The 17,530-nt window shown below is 61.8% G+C and carries 15 protein-coding genes; 5 read left to right on the top strand and 10 right to left on the bottom strand.

Going from position 1 to position 17,530, the window contains the following annotated elements; genetic code table 11:
• From pheA to mtnA, 4 genes are all read right to left on the bottom strand, one after another.
• On the bottom strand, window positions 1-1,095 hold the full coding sequence (gene pheA / locus A7317_RS07890) for a prephenate dehydratase (protein ID WP_003172650.1): 1,095 nt from the start codon (window positions 1,093-1,095) through the stop codon (window positions 1-3).
• Window positions 1,095-2,180 carry a 3-phosphoserine/phosphohydroxythreonine transaminase gene (gene serC / locus A7317_RS07885; RefSeq protein WP_024074153.1) on the bottom strand — a complete coding sequence of 362 codons (1,086 nt, stop codon included), beginning with the start codon at window positions 2,178-2,180 and terminating at the stop codon, window positions 1,095-1,097. Before serC ends, pheA begins: the two co-directional genes overlap by 1 nt.
• Before the next feature lie 212 nt (window positions 2,181-2,392).
• Window positions 2,393-5,047: a DNA gyrase subunit A gene (gene gyrA / locus A7317_RS07880; RefSeq protein ID WP_069075514.1), complete on the bottom strand. Its 2,655-nt coding sequence runs from the start codon at window positions 5,045-5,047 to the stop codon at window positions 2,393-2,395.
• 425 nt (window positions 5,048-5,472) lie between these two features.
• Window positions 5,473-6,549 (bottom strand): S-methyl-5-thioribose-1-phosphate isomerase, encoded by a 1,077-nt coding sequence (gene mtnA, locus A7317_RS07875; protein WP_024074151.1) that lies wholly within the window; start codon window positions 6,547-6,549, stop codon window positions 5,473-5,475.
• Window positions 6,550-6,658: 109 nt separating this feature from the next.
• Between mtnA and A7317_RS07870 the strand changes: the two genes are divergently transcribed.
• The 4 genes from A7317_RS07870 to A7317_RS07855 all read left to right on the top strand — a co-directional run bounded on the left by A7317_RS07870 (window position 6,659) and on the right by A7317_RS07855 (window position 10,246).
• Window positions 6,659-7,984: a TRZ/ATZ family hydrolase gene (locus tag A7317_RS07870; protein ID WP_069075513.1), complete on the top strand. Its 1,326-nt coding sequence runs from the start codon at window positions 6,659-6,661 to the stop codon at window positions 7,982-7,984.
• Between the two features lie 70 nt (window positions 7,985-8,054).
• The gene (gene ubiG / locus A7317_RS07865; RefSeq protein WP_024074149.1) at window positions 8,055-8,753 is read left to right on the top strand and encodes a bifunctional 2-polyprenyl-6-hydroxyphenol methylase/3-demethylubiquinol 3-O-methyltransferase UbiG; all 699 of its coding nucleotides are present in this window, start codon (window positions 8,055-8,057) and stop codon (window positions 8,751-8,753) included.
• A 4-nt stretch (window positions 8,754-8,757) separates the two neighbouring features.
• Window positions 8,758-9,429 carry an N-acetylmuramic acid 6-phosphate phosphatase MupP gene (mupP, locus tag A7317_RS07860; RefSeq protein ID WP_069075512.1) on the top strand — a complete coding sequence of 224 codons (672 nt, stop codon included), beginning with the start codon at window positions 8,758-8,760 and terminating at the stop codon, window positions 9,427-9,429.
• A 76-nt stretch (window positions 9,430-9,505) separates the two neighbouring features.
• Complete coding sequence (locus A7317_RS07855; RefSeq protein ID WP_024074147.1) at window positions 9,506-10,246, top strand: YciK family oxidoreductase; 741 nt, start codon at window positions 9,506-9,508, stop codon at window positions 10,244-10,246.
• A 120-nt stretch (window positions 10,247-10,366) separates the two neighbouring features.
• Here A7317_RS07855 and A7317_RS07850 read toward each other — a convergent pair whose 3' ends face one another.
• The 6 genes from A7317_RS07850 to A7317_RS07825 are packed head-to-tail and all read right to left on the bottom strand — an operon-like array spanning window position 10,367 to window position 16,524.
• Window positions 10,367-11,881 carry an ABC transporter substrate-binding protein gene (locus tag A7317_RS07850; protein WP_024074146.1) on the bottom strand — a complete coding sequence of 505 codons (1,515 nt, stop codon included), beginning with the start codon at window positions 11,879-11,881 and terminating at the stop codon, window positions 10,367-10,369.
• Window positions 11,863-12,882, bottom strand: coding sequence for an ABC transporter ATP-binding protein (locus A7317_RS07845; protein ID WP_069075511.1), 1,020 nt, complete (start codon window positions 12,880-12,882; stop codon window positions 11,863-11,865). The genes A7317_RS07850 and A7317_RS07845 overlap by 19 nt, the downstream gene beginning before the upstream one ends.
• Entirely contained in the window at window positions 12,879-13,835 is a 957-nt protein-coding gene (locus tag A7317_RS07840) for an ABC transporter ATP-binding protein (protein WP_069075510.1), read from the bottom strand. The genes A7317_RS07845 and A7317_RS07840 overlap by 4 nt, the downstream gene beginning before the upstream one ends.
• On the bottom strand, window positions 13,832-14,689 hold the full coding sequence (locus A7317_RS07835) for an ABC transporter permease (RefSeq protein WP_069075509.1): 858 nt from the start codon (window positions 14,687-14,689) through the stop codon (window positions 13,832-13,834). The genes A7317_RS07840 and A7317_RS07835 overlap by 4 nt, the downstream gene beginning before the upstream one ends.
• The gene (locus A7317_RS07830; RefSeq protein WP_024074142.1) at window positions 14,686-15,633 is read right to left on the bottom strand and encodes an ABC transporter permease; all 948 of its coding nucleotides are present in this window, start codon (window positions 15,631-15,633) and stop codon (window positions 14,686-14,688) included. Before A7317_RS07830 ends, A7317_RS07835 begins: the two co-directional genes overlap by 4 nt.
• Before the next feature lie 3 nt (window positions 15,634-15,636).
• Window positions 15,637-16,524, bottom strand: coding sequence for a proline iminopeptidase-family hydrolase (locus A7317_RS07825; protein ID WP_024074141.1), 888 nt, complete (start codon window positions 16,522-16,524; stop codon window positions 15,637-15,639).
• A 183-nt stretch (window positions 16,525-16,707) separates the two neighbouring features.
• On the opposite strand from A7317_RS07825, the gene A7317_RS07820 reads away from it, so the two are divergent.
• Window positions 16,708-17,472, top strand: coding sequence for a LuxR family transcriptional regulator (locus A7317_RS07820; RefSeq protein ID WP_024074140.1), 765 nt, complete (start codon window positions 16,708-16,710; stop codon window positions 17,470-17,472).
• Window positions 17,473-17,530: the final 58 nt, after the last annotated feature.

The following is a 17,530-nucleotide window of genomic DNA, read 5'->3' as shown; positions in this document are numbered from 1 at the left end:
TCACAAAACCGCTTTCGGGTAAGAGCCCAGCACCTTGAGTGCCACGGCTTCCTGACTGATCTTCTCCAGCACGCCTTTGACCAGCGGATCACGGTGGTGGCCGATGAAGTCGATAAAGAACACATACGTCCATTTACCGCTGCGCGAAGGACGGGTCTCGATGCGCGTCAGGTCAATCCCGTTGTCGTGGAACGGCACCAGCAGCTCATGCAGCGCGCCGGGCTTGTTGCTCATGGAGACGATGATCGACGTCTTGTCGTCGCCGGTCGGCGGTACTTCCTGGCTGCCGATCATCAGGAAGCGCGTGGAGTTGTCCGGACGGTCTTCAATTTTCTCGGCCAGGCGCGTCAAGCCGTACAGGCCAGCGGCCATATCACCGGCAATCGCCGCCGAATTCCACTCGCCCTTGACCCGCTTGGCCGCTTCGGCGTTGCTGGACACCGCCACGCGCTCGACATTCGGGTAATGGGCGTCCAGCCACTTGCGGCACTGGGCCAGGGACTGGGCGTGGGAATAGATACGGCTGATGCTGTCGGTCTTGGTGTTTTCGCCCACCAGCAGGTGGTGGTGGATGCGCAGCTCGACTTCGCCGCAGATCACCATGTCGTGCTCGAGGAAGCTGTCCAGCGTGTGGTTGACCGCGCCTTCGGTGGAGTTTTCCACCGGCACCACGCCAAAGTTCACCGCGCCGGCGGCCACTTCGCGGAACACTTCGTCGATGGCGGCCATCGGCTTGCTGATCACCGCGTGACCGAAGTGCTTCATGGCGGCGGCCTGGGTGAACGTGCCCTCGGGACCGAGGTACGCCACCTTCAGCGGCTGCTCCAGGGCCAGGCACGACGACATGATTTCGCGGAACAGCCGCGCCATCTCTTCGTTGCCCAGCGGCCCCTTGTTACGCTCCATCACGCGCTTGAGTACCTGGGCCTCGCGCTCAGGCCGGTAGAACACCGGCACTTCGCCTTCAGCCAGGGACGCCATCTTCACCCGTGCCACTTCCTGGGCGCACCGCGCGCGCTCACTGATCAGCTCCAGGACTTTCTCGTCCAGGCTGTCAATGCGCACGCGCAGGGCCTTGAGTTCTTGCTCAGACATTAGCCGTGTTCCTTTTCGAACTCTGCCATGTAGGCCACCAGCGCGTTGATCGCGTTGATGTCGACAGCGTTGTAGATGGAGGCGCGCATGCCGCCCACTGAGCGATGGCCCTTGAGGTTCAACAGGCCACGCGCATCGGCACCGGCCAGGAACGGCTTGTCCAGGCGGTCATCGGCCAGGCGGAACGGCACGTTCATCCACGAGCGGTCGGTCAGGTTGATCGGGTTGCTGTACAGGCCGCTGGCGTCGATGAAGTTGTACAGGACGCGCTTCTTCTCTTCGTTGAGCTTGCCCATGGCAGCCACGCCGCCCTGCTCTTTCAGCCACTCGAACACCAGGCCCGACAGGTACCAGGCGAACGCCGGCGGGGTGTTGTACATCGAGCCGTTATCAGCCGCGACCTTGTAGTTGAGCATGGTCGGGCACACCGAGCGGGCACGCCCCAGCAGGTCTTCACGGATGATGTTGACCAGGATGCCGCTCGGGCCGATGTTCTTCTGCGCGCCGGCGTAGATCATGCCGTACTTGGACACATCGATAGGGCGCGAAAGAATGTCCGAAGACATGTCGCACACCAGCGGGACATCCCCCACTTCAGGCACCCAGTCAAACTCCAGGCCACCGATGGTTTCGTTTTGCACGTAGTGCACGTAGGCCGCGTCCTTCGACAACTTCCATTCGTTCTGACCTGGAATCGCGAAGTAGTCGTAGGGCTTGGCGGTGCCGGCAACGTTGACATGGCCGTAGCGCGAAGCCTCTTCAATGGCTTTCTGCGACCAGATACCGGTGTCGATATAGTCGGCAGTGCCGTCTTCCGGCAGCAGGTTCAGCGGCAACTGGGCGAACTGCTGGCTCGCGCCGCCTTGCAGGAACAGCACTTTGTAGTCGGAAGGGATGTCCAGCAAGTCGCGCAGGTCCTGCTCGGCCTTGGTGGCAATGGACACGAACTCATCACTGCGATGGCTCATTTCCATCACGGAGAGGCCTTTTCCATGCCAGTCGAGGAGTTCACCCTGCGCACGCTGCAGGACTGCTTCAGGAAGCGCCGCGGGACCGGCACAGAAGTTATAGGCTCTCTTGCTCACATCCAATCTCTCTGATCTGGTGGGACTGAAATCAAACACTGTAGGCGTGAGCTTGCTCGCGAAAAACCCGAGAGCGCAAGGGCGTATCAGGCAGCCCGCGTTATCGTTGACGATTTTCGCGAGCAGGCTCGCTCCTACAGGGGGCGGCGTTGTTATTTCAAAGGGGACAAACAACAAGGGGGCGAATCTTCATCCGCCCCCTGTATGTCCGCTTATTCCTGCGGTTCTTCTTCGTCTGCGGCAGCCTCGAGGGTTGGCTCGTCGACGTTGTCATCGCCGCTTGCGATCACCTCGCCTTCGAACTCTTCACCTTCCAGCTCTTCACCTTCGACTTCCGACGGCTCCTGGACACGCTCCAGGCCGACCAGTTTTTCGTCCTTGGCCAGCTTGATCAGCGTCACGCCCTGGGTGTTACGGCCCAGGCTCGAGACTTCAGCTACGCGGGTACGCACCAGGGTGCCCTGGTCGGAAATCAGCATGATTTCCTCGCCATCGAGCACCTGGACCGCGCCGACCAGACGGCCGTTGCGATCGTTGCTGACCATGGCGATCACGCCCTGGCCGCCACGCTTGTACTCCGGGAACTCGCTGATGGCCGTACGCTTGCCATAACCACGCTCGGAAGCGGTGAGGATCTGGCTGCCTTCTTCCGGGATCAACATCGAAATCAGCTTCTGCCCTTCCGGCAGGCGCATACCACGCACACCGCGGGCGGTACGGCCCATGGCGCGAACGTCGGATTCCTTGAAGCGCGTCACCTTGCCACCGTCGGAGAACAGCATGACTTCACGCTCGCCATCGGTGATGGCCGCGCTGATCAATACGTCGCCTTCGTCCAGCTCCAGGGCGATCAGGCCCACGCTGCGTTGACGGCTGAAGGATTCCAGCGGGGTCTTCTTCACGGTGCCTTTGGCGGTGGCCATGAAGATGAAATGACCTTCGGTGTATTCCTCGACCGGCAACATGGTGGTGATGTATTCATCACTGTCCAGCGGCAGCAGGTTGACCAACGGACGACCACGGGCAGCACGGGAGGCTTCCGGGATTTCGTAGGTTTTCAGCCAGTACACCTTGCCCTTGCTGGAGAACAGCAGCAGCGTGGTGTGGCTGTTGGCGACCAGCAGGTGAGCGATGTAGTCCTCATCCTTCACGCCGGTAGCCGACTTACCTTTACCGCCACGACGCTGGGCCTGGTACGCAGCCAATGGCTGGGTCTTGGCATAGCCGCCGTGGGAGATGGTCACGACGCGCTCTTCTTCCGGGATCATGTCACCCAGGGTCAGGTCGAGGCGCGCATCGAGGATTTCGGTGCGGCGCACATCGCCGTATTCGGCACGGATCACTTCCAGTTCTTCGCGGATCACTTCCATCAGGCGCACGGCGCTGTTGAGGATACGGATCAGCTCGCCGATCTGGTTGAGGATCTCCTGGTACTCGGCCAGCAGCTTCTCGTGCTCCAGGCCAGTCAGGCGGTGCAAGCGCAGCTCAAGGATGGCCTGGGCCTGTTCCGGCGACAGGAAGTACTTGCCGTCACGCAGACCGTATTGCGGGTCCAGGGTCTCTGGACGGCAAGAGTCGGCACCCGCGCGTTCAACCATGGCCACTACGGCGCTGGATTCCCACGGCATCTTGATCAGCGCTTCTTTAGCTTCCGACGGCGTCGGCGAAGCCTTGATCAGGGCGATCACCGGGTCGATGTTCGACAGCGCAACCGCCTGGCCTTCCAGGATGTGGCCGCGTTCGCGAGCCTTGCGCAGTTCGAACACGGTACGGCGGGTGACCACTTCGCGGCGGTGACGCACGAAGGCTTCCAGCAGGTCCTTGAGGTTCAGGATGCGTGGGCGGCCGTCGATCAGTGCAACCACGTTGATACCAAACACGCTTTGCAGCTGGGTCTGGGCATAGAGGTTGTTGAGGATCACCTCGGGCACTTCGCCGCGACGCAGCTCGATCACCACGCGCATACCGTCTTTGTCGGACTCGTCGCGCAGCTCGGTGATGCCTTCGAGTTTTTTCTCTTTGACCAGCTCGGCGATCTTCTCGATCAGGCGCGCCTTGTTCAGTTGGTAAGGCAGCTCAGTGATAACGATCTGCTGGCGGCCACCGACCTTGTCGATGTCTTCGATGATCGAGCGGGCACGCATGTAAATGCGGCCGCGACCGGTGCGGTAGGCTTCGATGATGCCGGCGCGACCGTTGATGATCGCGGCGGTCGGGAAGTCCGGACCGGGAATGTATTGCATCAGCTCATCGACGGTCAGCTCAGGGTTGTCGATGAGGGCCAGGCAACCGTCGATGACTTCACCGAGGTTGTGCGGCGGGATGTTGGTGGCCATGCCCACGGCTATACCGCTGGAGCCGTTGACCAGCAGGTTGGGAATACGGGTCGGCATGACCGCCGGGATCATTTCGGTGCCGTCGTAGTTCGGCACCCAGTCCACGGTTTCTTTATGCAGGTCGGCCAGCAGCTCGTGCGCCAGCTTGGTCATGCGCACTTCGGTGTATCGCATGGCCGCGGCGTTGTCGCCGTCGACCGAACCGAAGTTGCCCTGGCCGTCTACCAGCAGGTAGCGCAGGGAAAACGGCTGGGCCATCCGAACGATGGTGTCGTACACCGCGGTGTCGCCGTGAGGGTGATACTTACCGATCACGTCACCGACAACACGGGCAGATTTCTTGTACGGCTTGTTCCAGTCGTTACCCAGCTCGCTCATCGCGAACAGCACACGCCGGTGCACGGGCTTCAAGCCATCGCGCGCATCAGGCAGTGCCCGACCGACAATTACGCTCATCGCGTAGTCGAGGTAGGACTGTTTCAGCTCGTCTTCGATATTGACCGGGAGGATTTCTTTGGCCAGTTCGCCCATGAGAAGCCTGATTCCTTTTTCGGGTGAAACCTCGTCACATCCATATGGGACGAACGAAGCTCGTCGCTGCCGGCATGGTGCCTGACAACGACTTACGACAAATCAACGAGTTATGACACGGATCTGCGCGTTAAGGATCCCCCCTCGGGGCGACCCTGGAAACCGCCGGATGTTATCACAATCGCCGCCACGCACCTATCCCCCTGATGCGCATGGAGACTAGTAATTTGACGGATGACAGGCTTGAAGAGGACGAGAGGGGCTCAGAGATGGGGTGGTGCTTTTTTTTGAGGGCGGATCGGAGGGTTTTATTGACTTTCAGGGCCAATCGGGGGCAAGCCCCCCTCCCACATTTTGACTGTGTTCACCATTCAAGTGTGGGAGGGGCTTGCCCCCGATAGCCATTTTCACAAACACCGCAGCCATCAATGCAGGCGTTTACGACACATCAACTTGGCCAGCTTGACCGTGTCAGGACGCTCGACGATGCCTTTTTCGGTCACGATCACATCGATCAGGTCGGCCGGGGTCACGTCAAACACCGGGTTATAGGCACTCACATCGGCGGCGAAGCGCTGGCCCGCGACTTCCAGCAATTCATCGGCATCACGCTCTTCCAGCGCCACGTCATCGCCGGTCGCCATCATCAGGTCGAGGGTCGAGCTCGGCGCCACCACCATAAACCGTACGCCGTGGTGCATGGCGCACACCGCCAGTTGATAGGTACCGATCTTGCCGATCACATCGCCATTGGCCGCGATACAGTCGGCGCCGACAACGACCCAGGTGACGCCCTTGGTCTTGAGAATATGCGCGCCCGCCGAATCCGCATTGACCATCACCGGAACACCATCGCCCGCCAATTCCCAGGCGGTCAGGCGCGAGCCTTGCAACCAGGGCCGGGTTTCGTTGGCGTAGACCTGTTCGACCAACCCCTCCAGGAAGGCCGCGCGAATCACGCCGAGGGCCGTGCCGAAGCCTCCCGTGGCCAACGCGCCGGCGTTGCCATGGGTCAGGATCGCCTGGGCATTGCCTTGGTGCTTGCGAATCCGTTCGACGCCCAGTTGGGCCATGACAAGGTTGGCTTCACGATCGCTTTCATGGATTGCAATAGCCTCGGCTTCCAGCATCGCCAGCGGGTCGGCGTGCTTTTTGACGCGGTCCAGGCGGTCGCGCATGCGCTTGAGGGCCCAGAACAGGTTCGAGGCGGTCGAGCGAGTCGCGGCCAGTAGTGCGTAGTCTTCTTCCCACGCGGCCTGCCAGTCGCCGCCTTCTGCGATGCGTTCGCGGGCGGCGAGCACCAGGCCATAGGCGGCGCTGATGCCGATGGCCGAGGCGCCGCGCACCACCATGGCGCGAATGGCCGCAGCCACCTCCTCCACCGTGGAGCAGCTCACCCAGCTTTCCCGCGAGGGCAACACACGCTGATCGAGCAGGTGCAGTGCGCCATCACGCCAATCGATGGCCTTCACTTTCTCCGCGGCCAACAGTCGATCGCGCATCCCTCACCCCGCTCTCATGAACAAAAGCCGCCGATTATAGCGATCCGCCAGCCAGGACGCTCGGGTATACTTCGCGCTTCTTTTATAGCTGCCCAGGAAGAAGCCTTCGATGACCCCCACTGCCGCCCCGCTCGACTTATTGCTACTGCCGACCTGGCTGGTACCTGTCGAACCTGCCGGCGTGGTGCTCAAGGAGCATGCCCTGGGCATCCGCGATGGGCGCATTGCCTTTATCGGGCCACGGGCGACGGCCTTGAAGCTTTCGGCCCGTGAAGTCCGCGAGCTGCCGGGCATGCTGCTCAGCCCGGGCCTGGTCAACGCCCACGGGCATGCGGCGATGAGCCTGTTTCGCGGCCTGGCCGACGACTTGCCACTGATGACCTGGCTGGAAAAACACATCTGGCCCGCCGAAGCCAAGTGGGTCGACGAAGCCTTCGTGCGCGACGGCACCGACCTGGCCATCGCCGAACAGCTCAAGGGCGGCATTACGTGTTTCTCGGACATGTACTTCTACCCCAAGGTCGCCAGCGAGTGCGTGCACAACAGCGGCATGCGCGCACAGATCGCGGTTCCGATCCTCGACTTCCCGATTCCCGGCGCCAGCACCGCCGATGAAGCTCTGCGCCAGGGCATCGAGCTGTTCGGCGACCTCAAGCATCACCCACGCATCAGGATCACCTTCGGCCCCCACGCCCCCTACACCGTGAGCGATGCCAACCTGGAAAAGATCCGGGTGATCGCCGAGGAGCTGGACGCCGCAATCCATATGCATGTGCACGAAACCGCGCATGAGGTGCAACAGGCGGTGGAGCAGACCGGCGAACGCCCGCTGGCACGCCTAGGCCGCCTCGGCCTGCTGGGCCCGCGCTTCCAGGCCGTTCACATGACCCAAATCAGCGAGGATGACCTGGCTTTGCTGGTAGAAAGCAACACCAGCGTGATCCATTGCCCGGAATCGAACCTGAAACTGGCCAGCGGCTTCTGCCCGGTGGAGCGTCTGTGGCAGGCTGGCGTCAACGTGGCCATCGGCACCGATGGCGCCGCCAGCAACAATGACCTGGACCTGTTGGGCGAAACCCGCACGGCTGCAATGCTGGCCAAGGCCGTTGCCGGCTCGGCCACCGCGCTGGACGCCCATCGCGCCCTGCGCATGGCGACCCTCAACGGCGCCCGGGCCCTGGGCCTGGAGAGCGAGATAGGTTCGCTGGAAGTCGGCAAGGCAGCGGATATCGTGGCCTTCGATCTTTCAGGGTTGGCGCAACAACCGATCTACGATCCGGTCTCACAACTTATATATGCCACCGGACGCGATTGCGTGAAACACCTTTGGGTCGCCGGCAAGCAGTTGCTCGACGACCGGCAATTGACCCGCATGGATGAACAACAGTTGACCGCCACGGCCATTGCCTGGGGTAGACGCATCAGCGGGCACTAAGCATAACGCCGGTGCTGAACCCGTGCGTTCAGCACCGACAAACCGATTTATCCGTTTTAGAGGATGCACCATGAGCAACGTTGACCACGCCGAAATCGCCAAATTCGAAGCCTTGGCGCACCGCTGGTGGGACCGCGAAAGCGAGTTCAAGCCCCTGCACGACATCAACCCCCTGCGGGTCAACTGGATTGACGAGCGCGTCAACCTGGCCGGCAAGAAGGTGCTGGATGTCGGTTGCGGTGGCGGCATCCTCAGTGAAGCCATGGCCCAGCGCGGCGCGACCGTGATGGGTATCGACATGGGCGAAGCGCCGCTGGCCGTGGCCCAGTTGCACCAGCTGGAGTCCGGGGTGAGCGTGGAATACCGCCAGATCACTGCCGAAGCCCTGGCCGACGAGTTGCCCGAGCAGTTCGACGTGGTCACTTGCCTTGAGATGCTGGAACACGTGCCGGACCCGTCCTCGGTGATCCGCGCCTGCTTCCGCATGGTCAAGCCGGGCGGCCAGGTGTTCTTCTCCACCATCAACCGCAATCCCAAGGCTTACCTGTTCGCGATCATTGGCGCTGAATACATCATGAAGCTGCTGCCGCGCGGCACCCATGACTTCAAGAAATTTATCCGCCCATCCGAACTGGGCGCGTGGAGCCGCCAGGCCGGGCTGACCGTCAAGGACATCATCGGCCTGACCTACAACCCGCTGACCAAGCACTACAAGCTGGCCAGCGACGTCGACGTCAACTACATGATCCAGACCCTGCGCGAGGAGTGAGCCTGTGAAGTTGCGAGCGGTTCTCTTCGATATGGACGGTACCTTGCTGGACACCGCGCCAGACTTTATCGCCATCTGCCAGGCCATGCGCGCTGACCGCGGCCTCGCGCCGGTCAACGACCAGCACATCCGCGATGAAATTTCCGGCGGTGCACGGGCGATGGTCGCCGTGACCTTCTCCATGGACCCGGAATCCCCAGGCTTTGAAGAGCTGCGCCAGGAATTCCTGGAGCGCTACCTCAAGGGCTGCGCGATTCACAGCGCGTTGTTCGACGGCATGGCCGAGCTGCTGGAAGACATCGAGAAGTCCAAGCTGATCTGGGGCGTGGTCACCAACAAGCCGGTGCGCTTTGCCGAACCGATCATGCAGCAACTGGGCCTGGCCGAGCGGTCGGCGTTGCTGATCTGCCCGGACCACGTGACGAACAGCAAGCCGCACCCCGAGCCGCTGATCCTGGCGTGCAAGATGCTCGACCTGGACCCGGCCAGCGTGCTGTTCGTGGGCGATGACCTGCGCGACATCGAATCCGGCCGCGATGCCGGCACCCGCACTGCAGCGGTGACCTATGGCTATATCCACCCGGACGACAACCCACGTCACTGGGGCGCGGACGTGGTAGTGGATCACCCGCTGGAACTGCGCAAGGTGCTGGATAACGCGCTGTGCAGTTGCTGATGGCTCACTCGCTCTACTGACTAAGGAAGATCCAATGTGGGTGTTTGCAACCTACTGAATTCTGTCGAGGCTTTTTATGTTTGATTACTCTGCACGTCCAGAACTGCTCAAAGGCCGGGTCATCCTGGTGACCGGTGCGGGTCGCGGGATTGGCGCGGCGGCAGCGAAAACCTACGCGGCCCATGGCGCCACCGTGCTGTTGCTGGGCAAGACCGAAGCCAACCTGGCCCAGGTGTATGACGAGATCGAAGCCGCCGGCCACCCACAACCGGTGGTCATCCCGTTCAACCTGGAGACCGCCCTGCCCCATCAATACGATGAGCTGGCCGCGATGATCGAAAAAGAATTCGGCCACCTCGACGGCCTGCTGCACAACGCCTCGATCATCGGCCCACGCACGCCGATCGAGCAGTTGTCCGGCGAGAACTTCATGCGGGTGATGCACATCAACGTGAATGCCATGTTCATGTTGACCAGTACGCTGCTGCCACTGCTCAAGCTGTCCCAGGATGCGTCGGTGGTGTTCACCTCCAGCAGCGTCGGGCGTAAGGGCCGTGCGTATTGGGGGGCTTACGGCGTGTCGAAATTCGCCACTGAAGGCCTGATGCAAACCCTGGCCGACGAGCTCGACACAGTTGCGCCCGTACGGGCCAACAGCATCAACCCAGGCGCCACGCGCACCAGCATGCGGGCCCAGGCGTACCCAGGGGAAAACCCGGCGGATAACCCGGCACCGGAAGCAATCATGCCGGTGTACCTGTACCTGATGGGGCCGGACAGTACCGGGATCAATGGGCAGGCGTTCGACGCGCAGTAAAACCAAATGTGGGAGGGGGCTTGCTCCCGATGGCGGTGTGAAGCCACAGATACAGTGACTGACACCCTGCCATCGGGGGCAAGCCCCCTCCCACATTTCTATTGCGGTGTTCCCTGGGCCTTAGTTTTTCACCACTTCCTCAAGGGTGAAGCGTCCCAGTGGGTTTTGCAGGAAGTTGCTCACATTCTTGCGCGAGATGTTGATGTACGGGCTGTAGTACAGGTCGATCCAGTTCACATCCTGTTTCGCCAGTTTCTGCAGGTCGATATACATCTGCTCACGCTTGGCCGGGTCGGCCTCGATGCGGGCCGCGGCCACCAGCGCCTTGACCTGGTCGTTCTTGTAGCGGGTCATGTAGTTCTGGTTGGTGTCGTGGCCCAGTACGAAGGTGGTCTTCTGGTCCGGGTCGAGGATGTCGTTGGTCCAGTACATCACTGAAATATCGTAAGTACCGTCCACCAGCATCTGCCAGCTTTGAGTCGGGTCGACTTTCTGTAGGTTGGCGGTGACGCCGACCTTGGCCAGTTGATCCTTGATGATCACCGCAATCTGCTCGTCGGCCTCGTTGCCGGCGTTGACCACATAGTTGAGCTTCAAGTCCTTGGCGCCGGCATCGGCCAGCAGCTTCTTGGCGGCGGCGGGGTCATACGGGCGCTGCAGGTTGTTGGCGTAGTGGTACAGCGAGCCTTTTGGAATGTAGGAATAGGCCACGGTGCCTTGACCGTAAGTGGCGGTCTTCACTAGCGATTGTTTATCGATGGCCATGTCCAGTGCCTGACGCACTTCCGGCTTGGCCAACAGGCCGTGCTCGTGGTTGATCAGCAGGTGGTCTTCACGGGTCGACGGGTCGGAGTGGATCACCACGTTCTTGTCTTTTTTCAGCTCTTCCACCCGGGAGAACGGTACAAAGATCGCCGTGTCCAGCTCGTTGTTCTGCACCATGCGCATGCGCGTGTTGTCGTCAGTGACCGACACCCACTCCACGCCATCCAGGCTCACGTTCTTGGCCTGCCAGAAGTTCGGGTTCTTTTTCAGGATCACCCGATCGCCCTTGCGCCATTCGTCCACGGTAAACGCACCGGAAGTCACCGGGTTTTCCGCGTAGGCGTCTTCGCCCATCTTGGTCATGGCTTTTTCCGACAGGATCGATACCGTCGGCGACGCGAGTTGCGAGAGGAAGGCGACCGCAGGGGTTTTCAGCGTCACGACCAGGGTTTTGGGGTCGGTGGCCTTGGCCGTATTGATCAGGCTGAACGGGTCGCTCCACAGCGAAGCCTTGTTGTCGCGGATACGCAACAGGCTGAACGCCGCATCCTCAGCGGTGATCGGCGAGCCGTCGGAGAACTTCGCCTCGCGCAGTTTGAAGGTGTAGGTCAGGCCGTCCTTGGAGATATCCCAGCTTTCGGCCAGCCCCGGTTCCATCTTGGTCCCCAGGTTATCGACACGCACCAGGGTGTCGTAGACGTTGGCGAATACCCAGGTGTCGCGGTTCTGCGCACTTTTGATCGGGTCAAACGTGGTGCTGTCTTCACGGCAACCGATGGTCAGTACGCCGGCGGCCTGGGCCAGCCCGGCAGTGAGGGACCAGGCGGTTAACGTCGCAGCAGCGAGCAACTTCAAGTGGCGGGATTGCATGTCATAACTCCTTGTTTATGGACGGCAGAAAGGGTCAACGGTTCTTCAAGCACGCAACTGTACCGATGCTCGTGCAGGAAATGGGTCGGCGGCAACACCATGGAACACAGGGCCTTGGCATACCGGCAACGCGGGTGAAACGCACAGCCGGTGGGCACGTTCAATGGGCTGGGTGGCTCACCCGGCAAGGGTTCCGTAGGCAAGGGCCGATGCGGATCGATCTCCGGGATCGCCTGGATCAGCGCCGCCGTATACGGATGGCGCGGCGAGGTGAACACCGCCTCCACCGGGCCCTCCTCGACGATCTTGCCCAGGTACATCACCGCCACGCGGTCGCACAGGCGGCGCACGATGGCCAGGTCATGGGCGATGAACAGGATCGCCAGGTTCATGCGCTGTTGCAGCTCCAGCAACAGGTTGATGATCTGGCCCTGGATCGACACATCCAGCGCCGCCACACACTCATCAGCGATGATCAAGCGCGGCTCCACCGCCAGCGCCCGGGCGATGCCCACGCGCTGGCACTGGCCGCCGCTGAGCGCGCCGGGTTTGCGCTCGGCGAGTTCGGGACGCAGGCCGACCAGGTCGAGCAGTTCGTTGACGCGAGCCGGAATCTGTTGCGCGGGGACCTTGCGTTGCACCCGCAGCACCTCGGCAATGGTTTCGCCAATGGTGTGGCGCGGGTTCAGCGCGGCATACGGGTCCTGGAAAATCATCGCGGTTTCATGGCGCAGCCGGGCGATATCGATGGCGCTGCCGTGGGCCATATCAATACCGTCGAACAACACTTGGCCGGCGCTGATCGGGTTGAGGTGCAGAATCGCACGGCCCAGAGTGCTCTTGCCGCTGCCGGATTCGCCCACCAGGCCGAGGGTCTCGCCCGCCGCCAGGTTCAGCGATACCCCGTTCACCGCCCTCACCCACTGCTTGTTCAAACCCAACACGCCAGTGCCAGACGCGGCAAAGCGCACCTCCAGGTCTTTGACCTGCAACAGGCTCATGGCCGATCTCCCAAAGGATAGTGACAGGCCACACGCGAGCCTTCAGGCTGCTGCTGGGTGCATAGGTCGCCGACCTGCGGGCAGCGTGGGTTGAAGCGACACCCGGCGGGCAACGCATCCAGCAGCGGCGGCTGGCCTGGGATGGTGCGCAGCAACGCATGCCCGCTGCTGTGGGCAGGCTGGCAGTCGATCAGCCCAGCGGTGTAAGGATGCCGGGGGTGGGCCAGCAGGTCGTATTTGCTGCCATGCTCGCACAGACGACCGGCGTACATCACGGCGATGGAGTCGCAGGTCTGCGCCACCACGCCGAGGTCGTGGGTGATCATGATGATCGACAGGCCACGCTGGTCGCGCAGGTCCAGCAACAGGCGCAGGATTTGCGCCTGCACGGTCACATCGAGGGCCGTGGTCGGCTCATCGGCGATCAACACCTGCGGGTTGCAGCCCAGGGCCACGGCGATCATCGCGCGCTGGCGCATGCCGCCGGAAAACTCATGGGGATAGTTGTCGACCCGCGCCTGGGGATCGGGAATCCCCACCTGGCGCAGCACGTCGATGGCTTGCAGGCGCGCGTCTTTCTTCGACGCACCTTGATGCAGGCGAATCCCCTCGGCGATCTGCTCGCCAATGCGCATCAGCGGGTCGAGGTGGCTGCTGGGGTTCTGGAAGATCATGCCCAGTTGCCCGCCACGCACTGCGCGCATGCCGGCGTCATCCAGCTGCAACAAATCGCGACCGGCCAGGCGCACGGCCCCGCCTTGCACCCGCAGGTTGGGCGACGGCAACAAGCGCATCAGCCCGCGACAGGCCATCGTCTTGCCCGAGCCGCTTTCACCCACCAGGCCGAGGATTTCACCTTCGGCCAGGTCAAAGGACACACGATCGACCAGGGTGACATCACGCCCGGCGTTATGGGCGATCACACTCAAGTCCTGTACCTGAAGCAGGCTCATGTTCGATCCCCCAGCACTTGCGCCACACCGTCGGCCAACAGGCTGAAGCCCATGGCCAGGGTCACGATGGCCAGGCCCGGGAAGGTGCAGAGCCACCAGGCCGTGGTGATAAAGGCCTGCCCTTCGGCCACCATGGTGCCCCATTCGGCGGTCGGCGGTTGTACACCCAGGCCGAGGTAGCTCACCGCCGCCCCATTGAGCAGCACCAGCACGGCGTCAGACATGGAAAACACAATCGAGCCAAACAGGGCGTTGGGCAGCAAATGCCGAAACAGGATGCGCCCGTGGCCAAAGCCCAGGCTCTTGGCCGCCAGGGCAAAGTCGCTTTCCTTGAGCACCAGGATCTGCGAGCGGATCAACCGCGCATACGACACCCAGCCCACCAGTGCCATGGCGATATAAAAACTCTTCAAGCCCGGGCCGAGGATGGCCATGATCGCCAACATCAATACCAGGAACGGGAACGCCAGGACCACGTCGATCACGCGCATGCAGAAATTGTCGAAACGCCCGCCGATGTAGCCGGAAACCGCACCGACAAAGGTGCCGATCATGAACGGGAAAATCACCCCGACAATGGCCAATTGCAGGTCAATGCGCGCGCCCCAGATCACCCGCGAAAGGATGTCACGACCATAATTGTCCGTGCCAAACGGATGGGCAAGGCTTGGCCCCAGCAGGCTCAGATCCGTGTTCTGCGCAATCGGGTCATAGGGCGCGACCCACGGCGCGAACAGCGCCAAGGCAAACCACGCCAACAGAATCGCCAGGCCCCACGCGGCGGTCAGCCGGCCATTGCGAAAGCCAAACCGCAAGCGCAAGCGCCAGGGCACAATCAACGAGCGGCTGTTCATTGCATTTTCACCCGTGGGTCGAGGGCGACGGTCACGACATCCGCCACAAAGTTGACCACCACCGTCGCACAGGCCAGCACCATGGCCACCCCCTGCACCACCATGTAGTCGCGGGTAAAGATGCCACGGACCAGCAACTGGCCGATGCCGGGAATGGCGAACAGGCTTTCGATCACCACCGTGCCGCTGATCAACCAACCGATGTTCACCGCCAGCAGGTTGACCGCCGGCACCAGGGAATTGGGCAACACATGCCGGCGAAACACCGCAGCCTCCGACAACCCCCGGGCGCGGGCGGCGGTGACATGGTCGGCCTGCAACTCCATCAACATGCTCGCCCGCAGGTTGCGCACCAGCACCGCGGACAACGCCAGGGCGATGGTCAGGCATGGCAGGACCATATGGTGCGCCTTGTCCAGCCAGGTGCGGCCGTAGCCCGACACCGGGAACAAGCCCCATTGCACGCTGAGCAACAGGATCAGCATCAAGCCCAGCCAGAATGCCGGCATGCCCAGGCCGACCGTGGTGAATACGCGGATCAGGTTGTCGGCCCAGCCACCTTTATGCCGCGCCGCCAAGGTCGCCAGCGGTATCGCGATCAACAGCGCCAGCACCACGCTGCCAAGGACCAGCACCAACGTCGGCTCGATGCGGGTGACGATCAGCTTCAGGGCATCGACCTTGTACAGCAGCGATTGGCCGAGGTCGCCCTTGAGCAGGTTTTTGAGAAAGTAGAAATATTGCAGCCACAACGGCTGGTCGAGGCCGAACTGCGCGCGGATTTTCAGCAAGGCGTCCGGGGTGCTGCGCGAGCCCAGCAGCGCGCGGGCGGGGTCGCCGGGAATCGAGCGTACCAGCACAAAGGTGATCAGGCTGATGCCAAACAGCACCGGCAACAATTGCAGGGGCCGGGACAGTACAAAACGGTAGCGCGCCAGGTTCATTCGTCAGCCTCGATGGCGAGCAAGAAAGTCCAGCAGCACCGGGAAGTACGCGTGAGGCTCTTCATAAAAGGGCATATGGCTGCTGTTGGGGAACACATGCAGCTCGGCGTGGCGAGCCGCCAGCTTCATGCGCATGGCGCAGGCCGGGGTCAGTTCATCATGCTGACCGGTGGTGATCAGCATCGGCATCTTGAAATCGGCCATCTCGGGGATGCGGTTCCAGTCCTTGAGGTTGCCAATATAGAGAAATTCATTCGGCCCCTGCATGGTTTCGTAGGGCCCCATGTTCCAGTCATCCAGGGAGCGCTTGACCGGTGCCGGCCACTCGTCCAGACGACACACGTGACGGTAGTTGAGCAAGGTGATCGCCGCCTGGTACTGCGGGTGGTCCAGGGTGCCCATGGCTTCATGGCGTTGCATCATCGCCACGGTTTCGCTGCCCAGGGCGCCGCGCAGGCGTTCCAGTTCCTGGGACAGGTGCGGGATGTCGCCGACGGTGTTTTCCAGGATCAGGCTTTTCAGGGCGGCGGGGTAATGGATAGCGTATTCGATCGCCAGCCAGCCGCCCCAGGAATGGCCGAGCAAATGCACACGGCCCAGGCCCAGGGCCTGGCGCACGGTTTCGACTTCTTCGACATAACGGCGGATTTCCCACAGGGAAACATCGGTCGGTCTGGCTGAAGCGCCAGTGCCAAGCTGATCGAATGCAACCACTCGCAGGTTATGGTCTTTGAGCCAGCCATGGGCGTCACGCAAGTAGTCACACGGCAGGCCAGGACCGCCGTTGAGGCACAGCAGCACCTCATCGCCGTCACCAAAGCTGTAGGCCACGAGGTTATGGCCGTCGACTTGCACGTTGTACTGCTGGTCGGGGGCAATTTCACGCCACATGCATACATTCCTTGTGTTGTATCGGCCTGGCGGGTAGCGGCCGTTAATCAGGCCAACACTACCGAGGATGCCGTGTGTCCATAACCTAGTATTTCTTATAGGTTTGGCCTGGCAGTCCTTCGCCGGGGCGTGGCATTCTACTTGCCGCAAGTCGAGATTCAAATGAATTCGGGAGCAGAACGGATGCTGGCCAAGCTAACTGCGTTCAATAACCGTCTGATGCCGGGCAGGAGCCTGGATGAACAGATGGACAATACGTTCGACCTCGCCCAGCAGTTGGGCTTCGATGCGCTGGTGTATGACTACACCCCGGTGCCCATCGACCTCAATGGCGAGCTCATCACCCCCTCGGTGCTGGAATTGCGCAACACCCCGCCCGACTGGCATGCCTTGTGGTGCAGCGAAGGGTTCTACCAGATCGACCCCGTGCAGCACTTGGCCTTGAGCACGGTTTCGCCGTTTGTCTGGTCCTATGACGCCAAAGCCCAGACCGCCCTGCAGCAGATCATCGACCCCTGCCACGCGCCCGTGTCTTCTTACCTGCATGACCGCCAGCTGACCTGCGGCGTCAGCGTGCCGATCCACCTGCCCCGCGGCGGCTTTGCCTCGCTGACCGGCCTGCGCACCGGCAAGGCGAGCGTGGTGCTGCGGGATGCGCAGCAGACTCTGTCGGATTTCGCCCTGATTACCCATGCCTTGCAGGAAGCGGCCTACCCATTATTCAGCAAGGAGCTACGTGCCTACCCGCATATTCGCCTGACCAAACGTGAGCGCGAGTGCCTGAAATGGGCCGCCGATGGCCTGACCGCCGCCGAAATCGCCACCCAATTGAGCCGTTCCCTGGCAGTGGTCACCCTGCACCTGGCGTCGGCGATGCACAAATTAGGGGCAAAGAACCGGGTCCAGGCAGTGGTTCGCGCAACCCACTATCGCTTGCTGGAAGACTGAACCTTCGGCAAAACCTAGCTGTTTTGCTAGTTACCTAAACATCGCGTGCCGATTATCG

This window comes from Pseudomonas fluorescens, from assembly GCF_001708445.1.
In the GTDB taxonomy this organism is placed as follows: Bacteria; Pseudomonadota; Gammaproteobacteria; order Pseudomonadales; family Pseudomonadaceae; genus Aquipseudomonas; species Aquipseudomonas gorinensis.
This window is presented reverse-complemented; position numbering and strand designations above follow the sequence as displayed.

What these genes read in the sequence shown, in the direction of transcription:
- ubiG (WP_024074149.1), top strand. Translation starts at nt 8,055, where the DNA reads ATGAGCAACGTTGACCACGCCGAAATCGCCAAATTCGAAGCCTTGGCG.
- gyrA (WP_069075514.1), bottom strand. Translation starts at nt 5,047, where the DNA reads ATGGGCGAACTGGCCAAAGAAATCCTCCCGGTCAATATCGAAGACGAG.
- A7317_RS07825 (WP_024074141.1), bottom strand. Translation starts at nt 16,524, where the DNA reads ATGTGGCGTGAAATTGCCCCCGACCAGCAGTACAACGTGCAAGTCGAC.
- A7317_RS07830 (WP_024074142.1), bottom strand. Translation starts at nt 15,633, where the DNA reads ATGAACCTGGCGCGCTACCGTTTTGTACTGTCCCGGCCCCTGCAATTG.
- A7317_RS07820 (WP_024074140.1), top strand. Translation starts at nt 16,708, where the DNA reads ATGCTGGCCAAGCTAACTGCGTTCAATAACCGTCTGATGCCGGGCAGG.
- A7317_RS07855 (WP_024074147.1), top strand. Translation starts at nt 9,506, where the DNA reads ATGTTTGATTACTCTGCACGTCCAGAACTGCTCAAAGGCCGGGTCATC.
- A7317_RS07870 (WP_069075513.1), top strand. Translation starts at nt 6,659, where the DNA reads ATGACCCCCACTGCCGCCCCGCTCGACTTATTGCTACTGCCGACCTGG.
- mtnA (WP_024074151.1), bottom strand. Translation starts at nt 6,549, where the DNA reads ATGCGCGATCGACTGTTGGCCGCGGAGAAAGTGAAGGCCATCGATTGG.
- A7317_RS07840 (WP_069075510.1), bottom strand. Translation starts at nt 13,835, where the DNA reads ATGAGCCTGCTTCAGGTACAGGACTTGAGTGTGATCGCCCATAACGCC.
- A7317_RS07835 (WP_069075509.1), bottom strand. Translation starts at nt 14,689, where the DNA reads ATGAACAGCCGCTCGTTGATTGTGCCCTGGCGCTTGCGCTTGCGGTTT.
- pheA (WP_003172650.1), bottom strand. Translation starts at nt 1,095, where the DNA reads ATGTCTGAGCAAGAACTCAAGGCCCTGCGCGTGCGCATTGACAGCCTG.
- A7317_RS07850 (WP_024074146.1), bottom strand. Translation starts at nt 11,881, where the DNA reads ATGCAATCCCGCCACTTGAAGTTGCTCGCTGCTGCGACGTTAACCGCC.
- A7317_RS07845 (WP_069075511.1), bottom strand. Translation starts at nt 12,882, where the DNA reads ATGAGCCTGTTGCAGGTCAAAGACCTGGAGGTGCGCTTTGCCGCGTCT.